General features: G+C 60.6%; 12 protein-coding genes and 1 pseudogene. 4 read left to right on the top strand and 9 right to left on the bottom strand.

Features of this window, described 5'->3' with window-relative positions; translation table 11 throughout:
• Positions 1–45: 45 nt before the first annotated feature.
• From ASF13_RS14310 to ASF13_RS14300, 3 genes are read right to left on the bottom strand one after another with little or no spacing between them, the layout of a single operon-like run.
• Complete coding sequence (locus ASF13_RS14310) at positions 46–1,149, bottom strand: ABC transporter substrate-binding protein (protein ID WP_056237422.1); 1,104 nt, start codon at positions 1,147–1,149, stop codon at positions 46–48.
• Positions 1,146–2,258: an ABC transporter ATP-binding protein gene (locus tag ASF13_RS14305; RefSeq protein WP_056237419.1), complete on the bottom strand. Its 1,113-nt coding sequence runs from the start codon at positions 2,256–2,258 to the stop codon at positions 1,146–1,148. Before ASF13_RS14305 ends, ASF13_RS14310 begins: the two co-directional genes overlap by 4 nt.
• A gap of 1 nt (position 2,259) precedes the next feature.
• Positions 2,260–4,083, bottom strand: coding sequence for an iron ABC transporter permease (locus ASF13_RS14300; protein ID WP_056237416.1), 1,824 nt, complete (start codon positions 4,081–4,083; stop codon positions 2,260–2,262).
• Positions 4,084–4,374: 291 nt separating this feature from the next.
• Between ASF13_RS14300 and zinT the strand changes: the two genes are divergently transcribed.
• The 3 genes and pseudogenes from zinT (at position 4,375) to ASF13_RS14290 (ending at position 5,494) form a co-directional block, all read left to right on the top strand.
• Positions 4,375–5,022 (top strand): metal-binding protein ZinT, encoded by a 648-nt coding sequence (zinT, locus tag ASF13_RS14295; RefSeq protein ID WP_056237412.1) that lies wholly within the window; start codon positions 4,375–4,377, stop codon positions 5,020–5,022.
• A 252-nt stretch (positions 5,023–5,274) separates the two neighbouring features.
• Positions 5,275–5,367 (top strand): annotated as a pseudogene (locus ASF13_RS25235) (DUF5431 family protein); the annotation flags it as partial.
• Entirely contained in the window at positions 5,336–5,494 is a 159-nt protein-coding gene (locus tag ASF13_RS14290) for a type I toxin-antitoxin system Hok family toxin (protein WP_056237410.1), read from the top strand. The pseudogene ASF13_RS25235 and the gene ASF13_RS14290, both read left to right, overlap by 32 nt.
• 307 nt (positions 5,495–5,801) lie before the next feature.
• On the opposite strand, the gene araC is transcribed toward ASF13_RS14290, so the two are convergent.
• The 5 genes from araC to ASF13_RS14265 all read right to left on the bottom strand — a co-directional run bounded on the left by araC (position 5,802) and on the right by ASF13_RS14265 (position 13,469).
• A complete protein-coding gene (araC, locus tag ASF13_RS14285; protein WP_056237407.1) occupies positions 5,802–6,677 on the bottom strand; it encodes an arabinose operon transcriptional regulator AraC in 876 nt (291 codons plus the stop codon).
• Positions 6,678–6,763: 86 nt separating this feature from the next.
• Positions 6,764–8,185 carry an MFS transporter gene (locus tag ASF13_RS14280; RefSeq protein ID WP_056237404.1) on the bottom strand — a complete coding sequence of 474 codons (1,422 nt, stop codon included), beginning with the start codon at positions 8,183–8,185 and terminating at the stop codon, positions 6,764–6,766.
• Positions 8,182–10,215: a beta-galactosidase gene (locus ASF13_RS14275; RefSeq protein ID WP_056237401.1), complete on the bottom strand. Its 2,034-nt coding sequence runs from the start codon at positions 10,213–10,215 to the stop codon at positions 8,182–8,184. Before ASF13_RS14275 ends, ASF13_RS14280 begins: the two co-directional genes overlap by 4 nt.
• A 137-nt stretch (positions 10,216–10,352) precedes the next feature.
• Positions 10,353–12,329, bottom strand: coding sequence for an autotransporter domain-containing esterase (locus tag ASF13_RS14270; RefSeq protein ID WP_056237397.1), 1,977 nt, complete (start codon positions 12,327–12,329; stop codon positions 10,353–10,355).
• A 165-nt stretch (positions 12,330–12,494) separates the two neighbouring features.
• Complete coding sequence (locus tag ASF13_RS14265) at positions 12,495–13,469, bottom strand: VirK/YbjX family protein (protein WP_072166405.1); 975 nt, start codon at positions 13,467–13,469, stop codon at positions 12,495–12,497.
• A 504-nt stretch (positions 13,470–13,973) separates the two neighbouring features.
• Here ASF13_RS14265 and ASF13_RS14260 point away from each other — a divergent pair.
• Complete coding sequence (locus tag ASF13_RS14260; protein WP_056237391.1) at positions 13,974–17,072, top strand: multidrug efflux RND transporter permease subunit; 3,099 nt, start codon at positions 13,974–13,976, stop codon at positions 17,070–17,072.
• Between the two features lie 83 nt (positions 17,073–17,155).
• Here the strand turns inward: ASF13_RS14260 and ASF13_RS14255 are convergent, their stop codons facing one another.
• Positions 17,156–18,079 (bottom strand): substrate-binding domain-containing protein, encoded by a 924-nt coding sequence (locus ASF13_RS14255; protein ID WP_056237390.1) that lies wholly within the window; start codon positions 18,077–18,079, stop codon positions 17,156–17,158.
• Between the last annotated feature and the right edge of the window lie 10 nt (positions 18,080–18,089).

Below are 18,089 nucleotides of genomic sequence, written 5' to 3'. Positions count from 1 at the left end.
CCCTGTTGCAAAGAAGCAAACCGCCGCGCCCGGCGCGGCGGTCGGTTATTTTTTAACGCTCAGGCTCCAGAGGTCCTGCCAGTCCTGGCGGCTGCGCCAGTCCTCTTTCGCCGTGGCGGTCAGGTACTCCATCAGCTCGCCGCGGTGCGCGCCAATGCCGGAGGCCTCATCCGCTGGCAGGCTGACCGCCGGGTTGGTCGACATCTTGCCGTCCACCCCCTGCGGCGCGATGCCTTCGGCGCTCAGCAGATAGCGGATAAACAGCTTCGCGCTGTTCGGGCTGCGGCTGCCGGTGGCGATCACCCCGAGGCTCGGGTAGTTCCAGCCGATAAACGGCTGCATGCCACTGCACAGCCCCAGCGTCATGCCCTGTTTGTTATCGCGAAACTTGGCGGTAGAGACCAGCCCGACAAAATCGGATTTGGCGTCCGGCGCGCCGATGGCGGCGGCAGCATCGTTATCGGAATGGGTCAGCAGCACGCCGTTGGCCGCCAGCGCCTTGACCCAGGCGGCGGTGGCCGAAGCTTCAGTCGTCTGCAGCGGTTTGCCAAACGCCTGCTGATAGGCCGCGCGGATCTGTGCGTCATAATGGGTCTCCAGCTGGCTGAACCAGTCGGTGTAGGCCGGCTTGCTGCCCGGGTCCTGCATCGCCACCCGGCCGCGCCACGCCGGCTGGGTCAGCTGCCAGATGTTGTTCACCGGGCAGGTGGCGTGATGAGCGGTGTTATAGGCAAACACGTTAGGGGCCAGTACCAGGGTAAGCGGCTGCTGATAGCGGTCGGCGATGCTGCCCTTCAGGTCGTCGGGCACCCAGCTCTGTACGTAGCCTTTATCCAGCAGCTGGGTGATCCCCGCCGGCGCGTCTTCCACGATCGCCACGTCGGTGCGCACGTTTTTGGCCTGTGCTTCGCGGCTCATAATTTCAATGATCTGCGGCGCATCGGCCTTTACGCCCACCCCCTGCAGGCCGTACTGCGCGCTGAAGGATTTGGCCTGCTGAACAATTTTGCCGGTGGAGGCGTAGACGGTAATCGGCTGCTCCTGACGGGCGGCGTCGATCAGCGCCTGTAGCTGGCTGTCCTGTGCGTGGGTCAGCGGGCTGGCGGTCAGTGCGGCAAAAACGGCGAGGGCGGTCAGAGTCTGTTTCATCCTGCTTCCTGAGTGAAAAGTGAAAAATCGGCGGCGGCCGGCTCGTGGCGCTGGCCTGCGGGGGTAAAGAAGTGCAGCGCATCGGCCGGCAGCTGGCAGTAAACCTGCTGGCCGGCCTGCCAGCGCGGGCGCAGCTGGGTGGAGTGGAACAGCCGGTCGTGGCCGTTGACCAGCTCAATCACCCAGCTGCCGCCGGTGGGCATAATATTGTCGAGGGTCATCGCGACGCTGTGCGGATAAGGTCGTTCATGCAGCACGATCTCTTCCGGACGGATGCCGCACGCGCAGGCCTCCCCGTTAACGCTCGGGTAGCGCTGCTGCAGATGTTCCGAGAGCAGGCTCACAGGCTGATGCAGCGGGATCATATTCAGCTTCGGCGTGCCGATAAACTCCGCCACAAAGCGGTTGGCAGGACGCGCGTAAATCGCATCCGGCGTGCCGACCTGCTGCATCTCACCGGCGCTCATCACCGCAATGGTGGTGGCCAGCGTCATCGCTTCCCACTGGTCGTGGCTGACAAACATGATGGTGGTGCCAAAGGTGGCATGCAGGCGCTTCAGCTCGGCGCGCATCTCCAGCCGCAGCGTGGCGTCGAGGTTGGAAAGTGGCTCATCGAGCAGCAGCACGCCGGGGTTAACCGCCAGCATCCGCGCCAGCGCCACCCGCTGCTGCTGGCCACCGGAGAGCTGCGCCGGATAGCGGCGTGCATAGTCGGCGATGCGCAGCTTCTCCATTACGTCCTGGCAGCGGGCGCTGCGCTCGCGTGCAGGCAGCTTCTGCAGGCGCAGGCCGAAATCGACGTTCTGTTCGACGGTCATATGCGGCCACAGCGCGTAGCTCTGAAATACCAGCCCGATACCGCGTTTTTCCGGCGGCAGATATGTGCCGCGCGCCACGGAATCGACCAGCCGGTCGCCAATGGTGATTTCACCGCCGCTGGCGTGCTCTATACCGGCAATCATCCGCAGGATGGTGGTTTTGCCGCAGCCGGACGGGCCCAGCAGGCACAAAAACTCGCCGTCTTTTACCGTCAGGCTGACGTTGTTCACCGCCGGCGTCTCGCTGCCGGGATAGCGTTTGCTCAGGTTGCTTAGCTGAATTGAGGGCATGTCAGTTCTCCAGTCCGCTGGCCAGCCCGCTGCCGGTGATCTTCTGGATCAGCAGGGTACCGGCCCATGAAATCAGGGCGATCATCAGCACCACGGCATTGGCCGCCTGCTGGTAGTTGTAATCAATCAGGCGCAGTGAGTAGGTGGTCAACACGTCGGTCGCGGGGATGGCCAGGATAATAAACAGGCTGACGCCCTTAATGCCGGAGATAAACGGCAGCAGGATCGCTGTGGCCAGCGGCCCGGCCTGAATCGGGATAACGATGCGGCAGATACGCGACAACCAGCCTGCACCGGCCACGCGAGCGGCCTCTTCCGCCTCCTTGCCCAGCTGGGTCATCGCCGCGATGCCGGAGCGGCTGGCGTAGGGCATCTTTTCGGCGATCAGCGCCAGCACCAGAATCAGCGGCGTGCCGTACAGCGCGGGCAGTGGACCGTGGCTGACCGCAAACAACGATAAAAACGCGGCGGCGAAGGCGATGCCGGGCACCAGGTATGGCACAAAGGTCACCTGACGCAGGAAGGTGCCGACCCAGCGCAGGTGGCAGCGCATCACCGCATAGCCCACCAGCAGCCCCAGTACGCCGCAGGCCAGCGAGGCCGAACCGACAATCACCAGCGTATTGCCCGCAGCGCGCCAGAACTCGCCGGTCAACAGAATACCGCTGTGCAGCGCCACGGTATCGAGGTTGTGGCCGATCCAGTAAGCAAAGGTGAAGTTGTCGCTGTTAAAGCGCCCGGGCAGGATCATGATGGTAGAGAGGAACAGGGTCAGCAGCGGGATCGCCACCCCCAGCAGCACAAACGCCAGCGGCGCGGCGGCGGCGAGGATGCGCCAGCTGCCCAGCCCGCGGCGGCGCTCCATTACCCCTTTGCCGCCGACGGTGACAAAGCGTTTCGCCTCACGCAGCATCTTCATATCCAGCAGCAGGGTGACCATCCCCATCAGCATAATCACCGAGGCCAGCACCGCTGCCACGCCAGACTGACGGGTGCCGATGGCGCGATACAGGCCGGTAGACAGCGTATCAAAGTGTACCGGCAGGCCGAGAATATAGGGCAGGGCGAACTCGCCGATGCAGTCGGCGAAGATCAGCAGCGCGCCTGAGAGCAGCGCCGGGCGCAGCAGCGGCAGGACAACGCGCAGGGCAATAGTGCGGCGCGATGCGCCCAGCACGCGTGCGGACTCCTCCATCTGGCTGTCCATCCTGCGCAGCGCGTTACCGACCATCAGTATCACCAGCGGCGCATAGTGCAGCACCATAATTACCACCATCGGAAACGCGCCGTAGGCCAGCCAGTCTGGCGTCTGAATGCCCATTGCTTCCAGCCAGCCGGGCTGGCCGCCGATCGCCTGGTTTTTAAACAGGGTGCTCCACGCCAGCGCGAAGGTCCAGGAGGGCAGCATAAAGGGCACGATTAGCAGCGTGGCGAAGCTTTTGCGCCCGGCGAGATCGGTGCGGTTAACCAGCCAGGCCAGCACCACGCCGATCAGCAGCGCACCGGCCACGGTAAACAGTGCCACCGTCAGCGTGTTGAGCAGCGGCGTCCACAGCAGCAGTTCGGACATCCGTGAGGTGAGGGTGCGCAGCAGGTAGTAAGCGGTGAGGCTGCCTTCTGCGGCGGCGGTGCGGTTCTCGTCGCCGCTCTGCACCAGCACGGCGTTCACCAGTACCGAGAGTACCGGTGCCAGAATTAATCCGCTGAAGAGCAGCACCAGCAGCATGCCCAGCAGGTTGGCCGGCTCATGGCTGGCGATGGCGAAACCGTGACGTAACCGCTGCCACGGGGAAATCGTTGTCGGGCGTTCAGCTTGATAAGACACGCTCTGACCTCGGTCAGTGAAAGAGTAAGCGGACTATAGCGACGCCGTATGACAGTTTTGCGATGCATTTGCACATATGTGCATTTTTTATTTTAAGTGCAAACAGGAAGTCAGGCATAACCACAGGTGTATCGGTTGGGCTTAATGCACGCAGGCAATGCTGGCATTCCGCACGGCTTCACAGCAGGACGTTGCGGTACTGAACTTTAGAGACGATCGAGGAACTTTGATTGAAATGCATCACAATATGTTATAACGTAACATAAAATAACAGAGAGAGAGGATCCCCCCTTGGTACAGGTAACAAAACTGGCAGTGGTTCTGGGAACATTATGCTTCAGCTATCAGGCGCTGGCCCATGGCCATCACGATCACGGCAAGCCGCTGACCGCGGCTGAAACCCAGGCGGCGGCAGGCGTATTTGCGGATAAAGACGTGAAAGACCGCGCGCTGACCGACTGGGAAGGCGTCTGGCAGTCGGTTTATCCGCTGCTGCAGAAGGGGGCGTTGGATCCGGTGTTTGAGAAAAAGGCTAAGCAGGACGGCAGTAAAACGGCGGCAGAATTCAAAGAGTACTATCGCAAAGGCTACGCCACCGATGTGGATATGCTGGGTATCGAAAACGGCGTGATGGAGTTCCATCGCGGCGACAAAAGCAGCGCCTGCCGCTACGACTACGCCGGCTACAAAATTCTGACCTACGCCTCCGGTAAAAAAGGCGTGCGCTACCTGTTCGAGTGCAAAGATGCCCGCAGCAGCGCACCGAAGTTTGTGCAGTTCAGCGACCACACCATCGGCCCACGCAAGTCCGCGCATTTCCATATCTTCACCGGAAATACCTCTCAGGAAGCGCTGCTGAAAGAGATGGACAACTGGCCGACTTACTATCCTTATCAGCTGAACGATGCGCAGGTGGTTGACGAGATGCTGCACCACTGATATCTCTGACGAAACGGCAGTTCCGCCAGGGCGGAGAGGGCCGATAATCCGTGGGCGAGGCGATTAACGCGTTGCCGTAACACTATGTTTTTGGACAGATTCCTGGCTTAATCGTCAGGTATGAACAGGCAGATGGCAGTATAATGACCCCGGCGCTTGAGGCTTCTGCTTCAGGTCGTCGGCAGCAGTGCTGATGTGCGTGAGGCAGATGCAGAAAAGCCCCGAAGTTAATTCTCATTAACCCCGAGGCCCCTGTATGACACGCAACATCAGGGTATCCTCTTACCTGCCGCAAGGCAAGGAGAAGAAGGTCATGAAACTGCCGCAAAGCACCCTGTTCTGGTGCGTATTAACGCTGTGTTTAACGCTGTTAATATTCACGTTTCTGATGCGGAAATCGCTGTGTGAGATCCGCTACCGGGATCCGTTCAGGGAGGTGGCGGCGATGATGACCTGCGAACCGGGTAAGTAGCGAACCACTGGCGGGGGTAACCCCGCCTTTCGGTCACTGATGTGGCGGGCAGCGCAAGCGCTTTTACAAAGGGCTCTGAGGGAACTCAGGGCCCTTTTTCCGTCAGGTTTATCCTGCCACCCGGCACCCGGCACCCGGCAGCCATTAGCCATTAGCCATTAGCCATTAGCCATTAGCCATTAGCCATTAGCCATTAGCCATTCTCTCCGCTTTTCTGTCTCAGCGTCTTTATACTTCGCTGTCCAGTGATCTTTAAGCCTGGCGCCTCCTTTTCTGTAATGCCACGCTTCCGGATCATCCTCACCGGTCAAAACAGCGGTGCCTGATCGAACTTTTTACGGTATTCGCGTGGACTTAACGTGCGGTGCTGGCTGAAGATGCGCGAGAAGTAGAGCGGGTCTTCATAGCCGACCGCGCGCGCCACCTGGGCAATTGACAGCTGCGTCTGCTGCAGCAGATCGCAGGCGCGGGAGACGCGCTGCTGCTCGCGCCAGGCGGAAAGGGTGGTGCCCATCTCTTTGCGGAACAGGTGCGCCAGCCGCGAGGTGGAGATAAAAGCCATGCGCGCCAGTTGCTCTACCCGGGTCTCCTCGGCCAGGTGTTCATTGATGTAGTGGCACACCGTCTGGATGCGCGGGTCGCGGTTTTGCCGGTTGCTGGCGGGCTGCAGCTGAAAAGTCTGCAGTATCAGCCGCTCCAGCGTGTTCATCGCCAGCGCCTCGGCCAGCGGCTCCGCCGCCGCGTTCCAACGGATCACCTCTTTAAACAGCAGCGCCATCTGCCGGCTGGCGGTCGCATCAAGCGCCGTGCGTCCAATCTGGCCCTGGTAGCGATCCCAGCGCAGCCAGTCGCTCCAGCCGGGGCGCGGGATAAAATAGATCCACAGATGATCCCACGCCGGGCTCTCTTTGGCGCGACCGTAATGGTGGATCACCCCGGGTGGAAAGAGCAGCATCTCATCCTCACTGCAGCAAAACTGCCCGTCGGCGTGATGGATCACGCCACGGCCTTTCAGGGTCAGATTAAGCATATAACCCTTCATGCCGCTGGGGCGGTGAATAAACCAGTCAAGCTTGCTGCCGGGCGTGATAGGCGTAAAGCCGGAAACCATAAAGGCGTTAAAGGTAAAGCGCTTCATCAGCGGGGAGAAGTTTAACAGCTCGGCGTTGTCTGACGCGGTCATCGGCGGCATCCGGCGGAAGTAAGTGCGGCTAGTATAGCCGCGGCCCCCGTCTCACCGGAGGCCGCAGGTTACTTTTGTGCTATCGCTCACGGTTGACCGGGCAACTGCTCTCCGGTCGATACCGCTGTGCCGCTGACGCCCTGCTGGTAGCGCCCGGCGGAGAGGTCCGCCGCCACCTGCGGGTAGATCTCATCCAGCCGGTAGAACCACAGCAGCAGCAGGTTCAGCGCGGCGAGGATCAGCGGGAAGAAGATAAACAGAAACTCGATGGTTTCGACCACCGTGGCCGGCTGCGGTGTGCTGCCGCCGCTGACAAAGCCGGCGGCACCGAGGATCCAGCCGACGCTGGCGGTGCCCAGCCCCATACCCAGCGTCTGCCCCAGCGTGCCGGCGCTGAACAGGATACCTTCGATGCGCAGCCCGGTGCGCCACTCGCCGTAGTCGATGGTATCTGCCAGCAGCGCAAACATGGTCGCCCCGATGCCGCAGAAGCCGACGCTGCGGATGGCGGTCGCGATAATCACAAACAGCGCGTCCTGTTTACCCAGCAGCGGCAGCAGGTAGGCCAGCGAGCTGACCAGCAGGCCCAGCATCGCCAGCCGGCGTTTACCCAGCCTTTTCAGCAGGAAAGGTATAATCAGCAGCGTCAGCAGGCCGGGAATATACTGCGCCATGCTGATGTAGGCGATCAGCGACACGTCGTCGAGAATATACTTCGAGTAGTAAACGCCGACGGCGGAGAGCGCGGTTAAGCCGGTAAAGGTGATCAGCAGATAGAAGAACATAATCAGCCAGTAGCGGTTCGCCAGCATCGAGCTGACCACCTGGCGGGGGGTAATACGCTGGCTGTTATCCTTGCTCACCGGCTCAATGCGTTCGCGGGTGCCGAGGGCGGTCAGCAGCAGGAGCAGCGCGGTAAAGAAGCCGAAGATGGCGAAAACGATCACCCATGAGGCGTGGCTGTCGCCAAACAGCGCCACCAGCGGCAGGGTCAGCACCCCCACCGTCAGCGATCCGCAGGTGGACAGCCCTTTACGAAATACGCTGAGAATGCCGCGCTGATAGGGATCGCGGGTGATCAGCGCCAGCAGCGATCCGTAGGCGATATTGTTGGCGGTAAAAAAGACGTTGGCCAGCAGGTAGGTAACGCAAACGTAGGCCACCTTGAGGCCGTAGCTGACGTCCGGCACCGTGGCCATTAAAAACGCCGACAGGCCAAAGGGTACCGCGGTCCACAGCACCCACGGCCGCGCCTTGCCGAGGCGTGAACGGGTTTTATCGATGCGGATGCCGACCCAGATACAGATAATCCCGTCGAGCACGCGGGCGAAGAACATCAGCGAACCGATCAGCAGCGCGGAGATGCCGACCACGTCGGTGTAGAAATAGGCGAGAAAGGTCACCATCATGGTGTAGGTCAGATTGGTGCCATAGTCACCGATGCCAAAGGCCAGCCGCTCCTTCAGGCCAATGCGCTGCAGCTCATCCGGCAGAGTTGATTGCGTCATGCCTGCTTCTCCAGTTCAACGATTGCCACGCCCCAGTCGGCCAGCGTCAGGGTCTCACCGTGCCGTCCGCTGTGGCCGCTCAGCAGCTCACGGCCGGCGGCCGGCCACGCCACGCTCAGCGGCTCTGCCGAGAAATTGAGATAGAACATCAGTGAATGACCGGTACGACTCACGCCGTGCTTCACCACCAGCGGGAAGCGATGACCGCTCACGTCGTGCACGCCGGCCTGCGGCAGCAGACGGGTCATTACCGCCTGCAGCGCCGCTTCGCTGATGTCGCAGCCGATATAGGTGGCGCTGCCCTTGCCGCTGCGGTTGTGCACGATGGCGGCGTATTTTCCCCAGTAAGGGTGCTGATAGCGCGCCCACACCTCTGCTCCGGCGTTATCCACCTCCAGCAGCTCCATCCAGTGGCTGACCTCGCCGTGCTGCGGCGGCAGATCCAGCACCTCCGACTGCAGCGTGACCTCATGCGGCTCAACGAACAGCTGATAGCTGGCCCCAATCGTCTCACGGATAATGGCCGGCTGCCGTTCATGACGCACCTTCAGGTCGGCGTCGGCAAATCCCGATTTAAACGAATAGAGGATATGGCCGCCCTCGGCGACAAAGCGGTTCAGACGCTGCAGTACCTCGTCCGTTACCGCATACAGCAGCGGCACCACCAGCAGCTGATAGCGCTCAATGCGCGGGTCGTCCGGCGTCAGGATATCCACCTCAACGTTCATCCGGTACAGCGTGTCGTAATAGCGGCGGAACAGGTCGTTGTACTGATGCTCCCTGTGACGGCCAAACTGATGCCCCTGATACGGGTGCCAGTCGATGGCGGTCAGGCAGTCGTTGCTGACCAGCAGCGCTACCCGGTTGGGTTTTTGCAGGCCGGCCAGCTGGGGTGACAGCCGTGCCAGCTCCGCGCCGATCTGCTGCGCCTCGCGATACACCGGGTTGGGCTGCAGGTCGTGGCTGAGCAGCCCCTTCCAGTAGGTTTCGAACGAATTGTGCAGCGAATGCCAGTGCCAGTAGCCGATCATCCCGGCGCCGGAGGCGATATGGCTGAAGGCCTGCAGCCGCAGCTGGCCCGGATACGGGGTCCAGTTTTTAAACGCCTGGGCTTCGGTCTCCAGCACCAGGTAGCTGGCATCTTTGGTGGTGCGGGCGATATCACCGCAGAAGGCGATTTCGGCACCGGTCAGCTGATGCTGGCTGGGGTGGTAGATATCCACGCCGGTAATATCCAGCGCTTCTGACGCCGCAAAGTGATCGACCTCGCCGCGCACGCCGTAAGACCAGGTGCGCCACTCAAAATCGAAGTTATGGGTGATAAACTGCGCGGGTTGCCGGTACTCGCGCACCAGCGCCGCCTGCCAGGCGAGGAAATCGGTGACCAGCTGGCGCTGATAGTGCTGAAACGCGGCGCCAAGGCTGGCGTTGATGGTGCTTTCCAGCGGCGGGAAATCTTCCCACGCATCGATGCGGTTGCTCCAGTAGTCAAGACCGAACGCCGCGTTGAGCTGCTGCAGATCGCCGTTAAAACGCTGTTTAAGCTGTTGAATAAAGCCGCGCTGCACGTGTTCGCCACAGCTGTCGTAATACTTGGTTTCGTTATCCACCTGAAAACCGATCACCGCCGGGTGCTGCGCGGTAGCCTGCAACAGCTGGCGAATGATCCGCTCGGCGTAGCGCAGATAGACCGGGCTGGTGATGTCCATCTTCTGCCGCGGGCCGTATTTATTGACTCCCTGTGGGGTGGTGGCCATCACCGACGGATGTTTTTTTGCCAGCCAGGCGGGCAGTGCGTAGGTTGGCGTACCGATAATCACCGCGATCTGATTAGCATGCATCCGTTCCAGCACGGTGAGCACGCTGCTGAAATCAAACTCGCCGTCGCGCGGTTCATAGGTGCTCCAGGTGCTCTCGGCAATGCGTACCACGTTGATCCCGGCGGCTTTCATCAGCCGGATGTCCTCATCCAGCCGCTCTACCGGCAGATACTCACGATAATAGGCCACACCGTATAACAGCTTTTCCATCTCTCATCCCCGTTAGTTCTCGTACACAGTTGCGGTACGTTAGCCGGGATGAAAAGCGCAAAGATAAAATAAGCTGCCATGAACATAGAGAAATATGCTCCGGGGACCGGGCTATGAGGCTCATCACATTTTGCTGATTAGAATTTTACGCTGATACCGGCGTTATAACGGGTCTGGTTGCCGTCGCTCAGCCCGGCGGTCTGTGCAATCGCTGCAAACGCCGACACCCTGTCCGAGATCGGCATAGTGGCCCCGGCGGAGAGTTCGGCCCAGTCCTTATCCTGTTTCTCGCTGACGCGGGTGAAGGTCAGCGCGGTGGATTTCAGGCCGCCGTTGGCGCGGTACACGTCATCGCCGAACTGATGACGCCAGCTGGCCTGTGCCCAGGGATTGATCGTACCCGCGCGGGCATCAATACGCCACCCCGCGCTGCCGATCTGCGAGTGGCCGTTCTGGTCGCCAAAGCGCATTGACGTACTGCTGTTGCCCTGTTCGCTGTAGCCGCGCACGTGGCCATAGTCCCAGGCATACTGCAGCGTTGGCCCGGTGGTCAGCCAGTCGGTCGCCGCGAAGTCGTAGCCTGCCGTCAGCCGCGTACCATACAGCCTGCCGCTGGTCTCGCCTTTTTCGGTGCGCGTCAGTTGTCCTAGGGTGATATCACGCTGAATATTGGCAAAGTCCGCCGACAGATAGTGCACGTCGCCAGCGATCCACGCCTGGCCCAGCCGCAGCTGGCTGAACAACGCGGTCTGGAAACCACGGGCATCATAACGGTAGCGGTCGTCCGGGCGCTGGTTGTCCAGCGAACCGGCGATCAGGCCTCCGACCAGCAGATTGTCGCTCAGCTGGTAGTCGACGCCGACCGTCAGGCTGTTGGCATTGCCCCTGCCGGAACCGTTTTCTCCGTTATCGCGATAGCGCTGATAACCGCCGCTGTAGCCGCCAAACGCGCCGAGCGCGCCGGTGGCCGCCGGGTTCTGACGCAGCTGCTGATAGCGGCTATCGAGGGTACTGCGGCTGCCGTTAACCATCGCCAGCGTGCCCTGGTTCAGCGCCGTGACCTGCAGCGGGGCGGAAACAATTGAGGTAATGTACCGGGCGATAATGTCGTGTACCTGCGGGCCGGGGTGGAAATGGTCGGCAAACAGATAATCCTGCGCGGTGTTGAAGCCGCTGGTGCTGGTGGTGCAGTCGGTGGCGGCCACGCCGGCCGGGCAGGCCATACCGGCGGTGTTGGTCAGGCCAAACGCCAGCGGGTCGTCCAGCAGCTCCCGGAACACGGCGTTGATGTCGGCCAGCGCGATGTTACCGCCGTGCTGCTGCAACGCCGCCTCTTCGGTACGGTTATACAGGCCGGTCAGCGCAGAAGCCTGCTGGGCGGCGGTGGCGTAAGCGGCGCTCAGCTGGGCGGCGATAGCCTGCTGAACGGCGGAATTGCCGCTGACGACCGATGCAGCGGCCAGCAGTGAGCGATCGATCGCCTGCTGACGGCTGGCGAGGTCTGGCGTCGCCGCGGCGTTCAGTGACGCATACGCGGCCTGGATAGCCGGCGCTGCCGCTGCCCCCAGCCCTGTCGTCAACACCAGTTCCAGCAGCGTTGGGGTGGCAGAGATATCCGGCACGTTAGGTACCACCACCAGCCCCGCGCCGGCATCCAGCAGGCTGGCGGCCTGGCCCGCGGCGCTGGTGGCGCTGTTCACCGCCAGCCCCTGCGCCAGCGCCGGTTGCGTCGCGGCGGCGGCCAGATCGTTGCCACCGATCCAGTGAATATAGAGGCCGTTAGCGTCGGCGCGGCCGCCGTTCTGGCTCAGATACGCGGCGACCTGAGCCGCACTGTTATCGGTGGCGTTCAGCGCGGCCACCGCCGTGGCACCACCGGCAGCATAGTTGCTGCCGCCGGCATCTGAAGGGGTTAACGTCAGCCCGTAATGGCTGGCCAGCTGTTCATCGTAGAGCGGGTTCTGGCTGCTGTTCCATGTCCAGCGCCCGTTGTTGCCGGTATCGCTCAGGCTGTCGCCAAACACCGTTAGCGAATCAAATGCCCAGGCAGGGGCGGTAAGGGCGAGGAAGATGGCCAGGCTGCTGAAACGAAGTGATTGATGCGTTACGATCATACGAGCCTCTTTTTCGGTATTTTTTGCTGAACCAGCGCTACTTAATCTTCTATACGAGATAGTTTAATTTTCCATGACGGACGCCGCCATTTCTGAGAAACGTGATGGCAGGCGTCTTTTCAAAGGGAATTAACGGGTGGGTGGGCGGCTGAAACGTTACGTCGGCTAAGCGTTCACGTGAGTGGATAGCGGCCGCGGCAGCACCTGCCTGATATCCTGTTCGAGCTGGTCAAGCAGCGCATAGCGTTTGCGGTACTCAGAACGTTTTTTACTGGCGATCTCTTCCATCTCTTTGCGGGGGATCGCCGCAGGCAGTGAATAATAGCCTTCGGCGGTCGCCGTGCCGCCGAGCATTTCCCAGAAGTCGTTATAATCCGCGTGCATCAGTTTTTTTCGGCTGCCGTAGCGCAGGGATCGGTAGACATGGGTGGCGTTTGAAACCGCACAGATCGCTTTCACGTCAAGCCATTTACTGACCTGGAGCAGCGCTTCGAATACCACTCTTTTCGGGAACAGTCCGTACAGCGTTTTGGTCGCCTGCTGCACGATCTGCTGGGCGTCCGGGTTATTTGGCCCCTGCAGGCCGCCAATCATCAGGGTTAATTGCCCGTGGTGCTGACAAAGGGTAAAGGTCAGCTCACAGAGCAGCTGCCCGGCGGCGTCCCGTAATATAATGCTCGCTTCGCCTTCGCGATCGAGGGTATGCGTTGAGATCAGGCTCATTACATAACGCTGCTCGTCTTTCGCGGCGATCTGCGCAAGGCAGAGCCCCGCTCCGCCAAGGTGCTGAGCAAAGAGAGTTACGCCCAGGCGTTCGGTAATGTGCTGATAATGCAGGATTACCGCCCGTGCGCCCGCCTGCCTGCCCAGGCGGTTGGTCAGATAGGGGCGGTGGTTGCGGCACGGCAGACGGGGTTGTGAAGAGAGCAACTGCTCATAGTGCGGGTGACGGGTAAGCATGGTCAGGAGGGTGTAGGTCGGTACCGGCAACAATAGTCCGCGCAACAGATACTTACGGCGAAACTTCGGGGATTGCCACAGGGAATGGGGGATCAGTTTCCCGCTGCACAAGGCGATAAAAAGGGCCAGCGGCGTAGTGGGCAGCGCGGGCAGGGTATTGATATCTGTGAGTTGCGACATAGAGTTAACCTTAATTTCAACGCAGCGCATGACCTCCTTTTCAGGAAAGTCTGTCAGACTGCGTGACGCATTTTAATCGGGTGGGCGTCATCGGTGTAAGCGACCCGACGGTGTAAACCGATTATGCGTAGCGATTATCAATGATTCATCAATGACCGGTAATGCGATATTAAATTTCGTTTTTTCTGGAAGTAATCGAATTGCGACGTTGGGTCCGGGGTTTTCAGGGAAGTACTAAGGCGTTTCCACTTTGTTTATGATTCATTGGGAAATCCGGCAAAAATAAAAAAACGCCGCAGACGTCTGAATGAATTTTAAATAAGGATAAAACCGCAAAGGGGATGTGAACAGGGTAAAACAGGATCAACGTGAAGTCATTTTCGTTAATTAAAAAATAGCGTAACATGAACCTTTCGTGCTGTGTCCTGTCAGACAGGTGCAAAACAGGGATTCATATCTGTTTTATTTTTTGTTAACACGTGGTAACGCGAAAGGAAATTACCGATGCCGCAGTTCTTTATTCATCGCCCTGTTTTTGCCTGGGTGGTGGCTCTTTTTATCGTCCTTTCCGGCGTTATCGCCATTCCGCAGCTTCCCGTGGCGCAGTATCCTTCGGTGGCCCCGCCGCAGCTTTCGGTGAGCGTCAGCTATCCGGGCGCTACGCCGGAAACGATGAATACCTCGGTCATCTCGCTGCTGGAACGCGATCTCTCCGGCGTGGAAAACCTGCTCTACTTTGAGTCCTCCAGCGATACGTCCGGCAGCGCCAGTATCTCCATCACCTTCCGTCCCGGTACCGATATCAAGCTGGCGCAGGTGGACGTACAGAACAAACTTAAAGAAGTGGAGTCGCGGCTGCCCGCCGCGGTGCGGCAGAATGGCCTCAGCGTCGAAGCGGCCAGCTCCGGTTTTTTAATGCTGGTCGGCCTGAAGTCCCCCAACGGCAGCCATAGCGAGGCGGATCTCAGCGACTGGTTTGCCCGTAATGCCTCTGACGAGCTGAAGCGCGTGCCCGGCGTCGGAAAAGTGCAGCTGTTCGGTGCCGAAAAGGCGATGCGGGTCTGGTTGGATCCGGACAAGCTGTTCCGTTATCGCCTGTCGGTTTCTGAGGTGATTGCCGCGCTGAGCGCGCAGAATGCGCTGATCTCACCCGGCCGGGTGGGGGATGAGCCGGCGGCGGCAGGGCAACGCGTCACCTATCCACTGACCGTGCGCGGGCAGCTGCATTCACTGGCGGAGTTCCGCAATATTACACTGAAAGCGCAGGCCAACGGCGCGCGGGTGCGCCTCGGCGACGTGGCCCGGGTGGAGCAGGGCCTGCAGAGCTATGCCTTTGCCATTCGCGAGAACGGCCAGCCGTCAACGGCAGCGGCCATACAGCTGTCGCCCGGTGCCAACGCGGTGAGCACCGCCGCCGGCGTGCGTGCGCGCCTGGCGGAGCTGAACGGCGTGCTGCCGGACGATATGGCGTTTTCGGTGCCCTTCGATACCGCGCCGTTCGTCAAACTGTCGATTGAAAAAGTGATCCACACCTTCCTGGAAGCAATGGTGCTGGTGTTCCTGGTGATGCTGCTGTTCCTGCAGAACCTGCGCTACACCTTTATTCCGGCCATCGTCGCGCCGGTGGCGCTGATGGGCACCTTCACCGTGATGCTGCTCAGCGGGTTTTCGATCAACGTGCTGACCATGTTTGGCATGGTGCTGGCGATTGGCATCATCGTCGATGACGCCATCGTGGTGGTGGAAAACGTTGAACGGCTGATGGCGCAGCAGGGTCTGTCACCAAAGCAGGCCACGCAGCAGGCGATGCAGGAGATCACTCCGGCGATTATCGGTATTACCCTGGTACTGACCGCGGTGTTTATCCCGATGGCGTTTGCCAGCGGCTCGGTGGGGATTATCTACCGCCAGTTTACGCTGTCGATGGCGGTGTCGATCCTGATCTCAGCGTTTCTGGCCCTGACGCTGACGCCGGCACTGTGCGCCTCGCTTCTCAAACCGGTAAACGGACATCCTGATGAGAAGAAAGGCTTTTTTGGCGGCTTCAACCGTGGTTTTAACCGTCTGACGGCCGGCTATGAGTCCGGCCTGCGCGCCACGCTAAAGCGCGGTGGCCGGGTGCTGGCCTTATACGGCGTGCTGTGCGTGGTGCTGCTGTTTGCCTGGCGGGCGCTGCCCTCGGCGTTCCTGCCGGACGAGGATCAGGGCTACTTTATGACCTCCATCCAGCTGCCGTCGGACGCGACCCAGCAGCGCACCCGTGAGGTGGTCGGCCATCTGGAATCGCTGGTCGCCGGGCGGCCGGGCACGGAGAGCAACCTGTCGATATTTGGCTTCAGTTTTTCCGGCTCCGGCCCGAATACCGCGATGGCGTTTACCACCCTCAGGGAGTGGGACCAGCGTCAGGGCGCGACCGCCGCCGGAGAAGCCGCTTACGTGCAGGAAGAGATGAGCAAACAGCCTGACGCCACGGTGATGAGCCTGATGCCGCCGGCGATTGCGGAGATGGGCACCTCATCCGGCTTTACGCTGGCGCTTGAGGATCGTGCTGGCCACGGCTACGCCGCGCTGATGGCGGCGGCGCAGCAGTTAACCGAACTGGCCAATCAGAGCGGCGTGGCGGCGTATGCCTATATCGACGGTCTGCCGGAAGGCGTCAGCGCCGCGCTGGACGTGGATCGTGAAAAAGCCCAGGCGCTGGGCGTCACCTTTGAGGAGATCAATCAGACGCTCTCCGCGGCGACCGGTTCTTACTACGTCAACGACTACACCGATGACGGCCGCGTCCAGCAGGTGATCGTGCAGGCCGACGTGGGCTGGCGTATGCACCTGCAGGACGTATTAAAGCTGTATGTGAAAAACGAAAGCGGCGAGATGGTGCCGTTCTCCGCCTTCGCCAGCGCCGGCTGGACCCAGGCCCCGCAGCAGTTGAACCGCTTTCAGGGCTATCCGGCGGTCAGAATTTCCGGCGGCGCGGCGGAGGGGGCTTCCAGCGGCGCGGCGATGGCCAAAATGGAGCAGCTGATGGCAGAACTGCCGAAAGGTTACCTGCTGGAGTGGACGGGCAGCTCGCTGCAGGAGCGCGACACCGCCGCGCAGATGCCGCTGCTGGCCGCGCTGTCTGTCCTGGTGGTGTTTATGGTGCTGGCGGCGCTGTATGAGAGCTGGTCGGTGCCGGTGGCGGTGATGCTGGTGGTACCGGCCGGACTGGCAGGCGCGCTGGCTGCCGTCTGGATCGCCGGGATGCCTAACGACGTATTCTTTAAGGTGGGGGTGATTACGCTGATCGGGCTGTCCGCCAAAAACGCCATTCTGATCGTCGAGTTCGCCCGGCAGCTGCACGCACAGGGTACGCCGCTGCTGGAGGCCACGGTAAAGGCCGCCCGCCTGCGCCTGCGGCCAATCCTGATGACCTCGCTGGCCTTTACGCTGGGCGTGGTGCCGCTGATGCTGGCAACCGGTGCCAGCGAAAGCACCCAGCACGCCATCGGTACCGGGGTGTTTGGCGGGATGATCAGCGGCACGCTGCTGGCGATCTTCGTGGTACCGGTGCTGTTTATCGCGGTGACGAAGATGGCGGCGAAGCTGACCCGCCGGCGCTGAATTTGCTGCCTGCTGCGCTACGGCGGATAAAGGCGTAAACCTGCACGGCGGCCATACCGGAATGGCCGCCTGCGGATGAGGGTCTACTTCAGGTTTTTATCGCTAAACTCCTGCAGATTGGCCTGGGTAATGGTCTGATAAGGAACCCAGTTATAGACTTCGGTTTTCTTACCGGCCAGCATCGCCAGGGCAACGTCGACCGCGCCGATCGCCTGACCTTTGGCGTCCTGGAAGATGGTGACCGCCAGTTTGCCGTTTTTAACAAACTGCAGCGCGTCCGGCGTACCGTCAATCCCCGCCACCAGCACATCTTTCTTCTTCAGCTGGTCCAGCGCCATGATGGCACCGATCGCCATTTCATCGTTGTTGGCAACTATCGCGTCAATCTGGTTACCGTCCTGCAGCCAGGAGAGGGTTTTATCCACCGCTTCATTGCGCTGCCAGTTGGCGGTTTGCTTCTGCACCACCTTCATGCCCGGATGGGCGCTGACAAAGTCTTCCACCGCTTTGGTGCGCTGACGCGCCTCTTCAGTCGACAGCGAGCCCATCAGGATCGCCACATTACCCTTATGATTCATCCGCTGCGCCAGCGCCTCGATCTCCATTTTGCCGCTGACGGCGGAGTCAGAACCGACGTAGGCGACCTTACCGGTCAGCGCGGTTTCCGGCCTGCGGTTAACAAATACCAGCGGGATATTGGCCTTCTGCGCCGCCCTGATAATCGGCAGCACGCCCTGGGTATCCACCGGGTTGAGGATAATGGCGTCGGCTCCCTGATTGATAAAGTCGTCGACCTGCTGGATCTGTAGCGACACGTCCCCTTTGGCATCGGCGTACTGGCTCTTAACCCCTTTCTCGTTCAGTTGCTTCTCCATCTGGCTGCGCAGGATTGAGACAAAGTTGAGATCCAGATTGGCCAGCGCCACGCCGACCATATAGGTTTTTGCCTGGGCTGTGAATACGCTGAGGGCGCTTATGAGTATCAGTAACCACTTGAATTTTTTCATTGTTATTTCC

The sequence above is a fragment of the Erwinia sp. Leaf53 genome, assembly GCF_001422605.1.
GTDB lineage: Bacteria > Pseudomonadota > Gammaproteobacteria > Enterobacterales > Enterobacteriaceae > Erwinia.
Note: the sequence above shows the minus strand (reverse complement) of the source record. Positions and strands in the feature narration are given on the sequence as shown.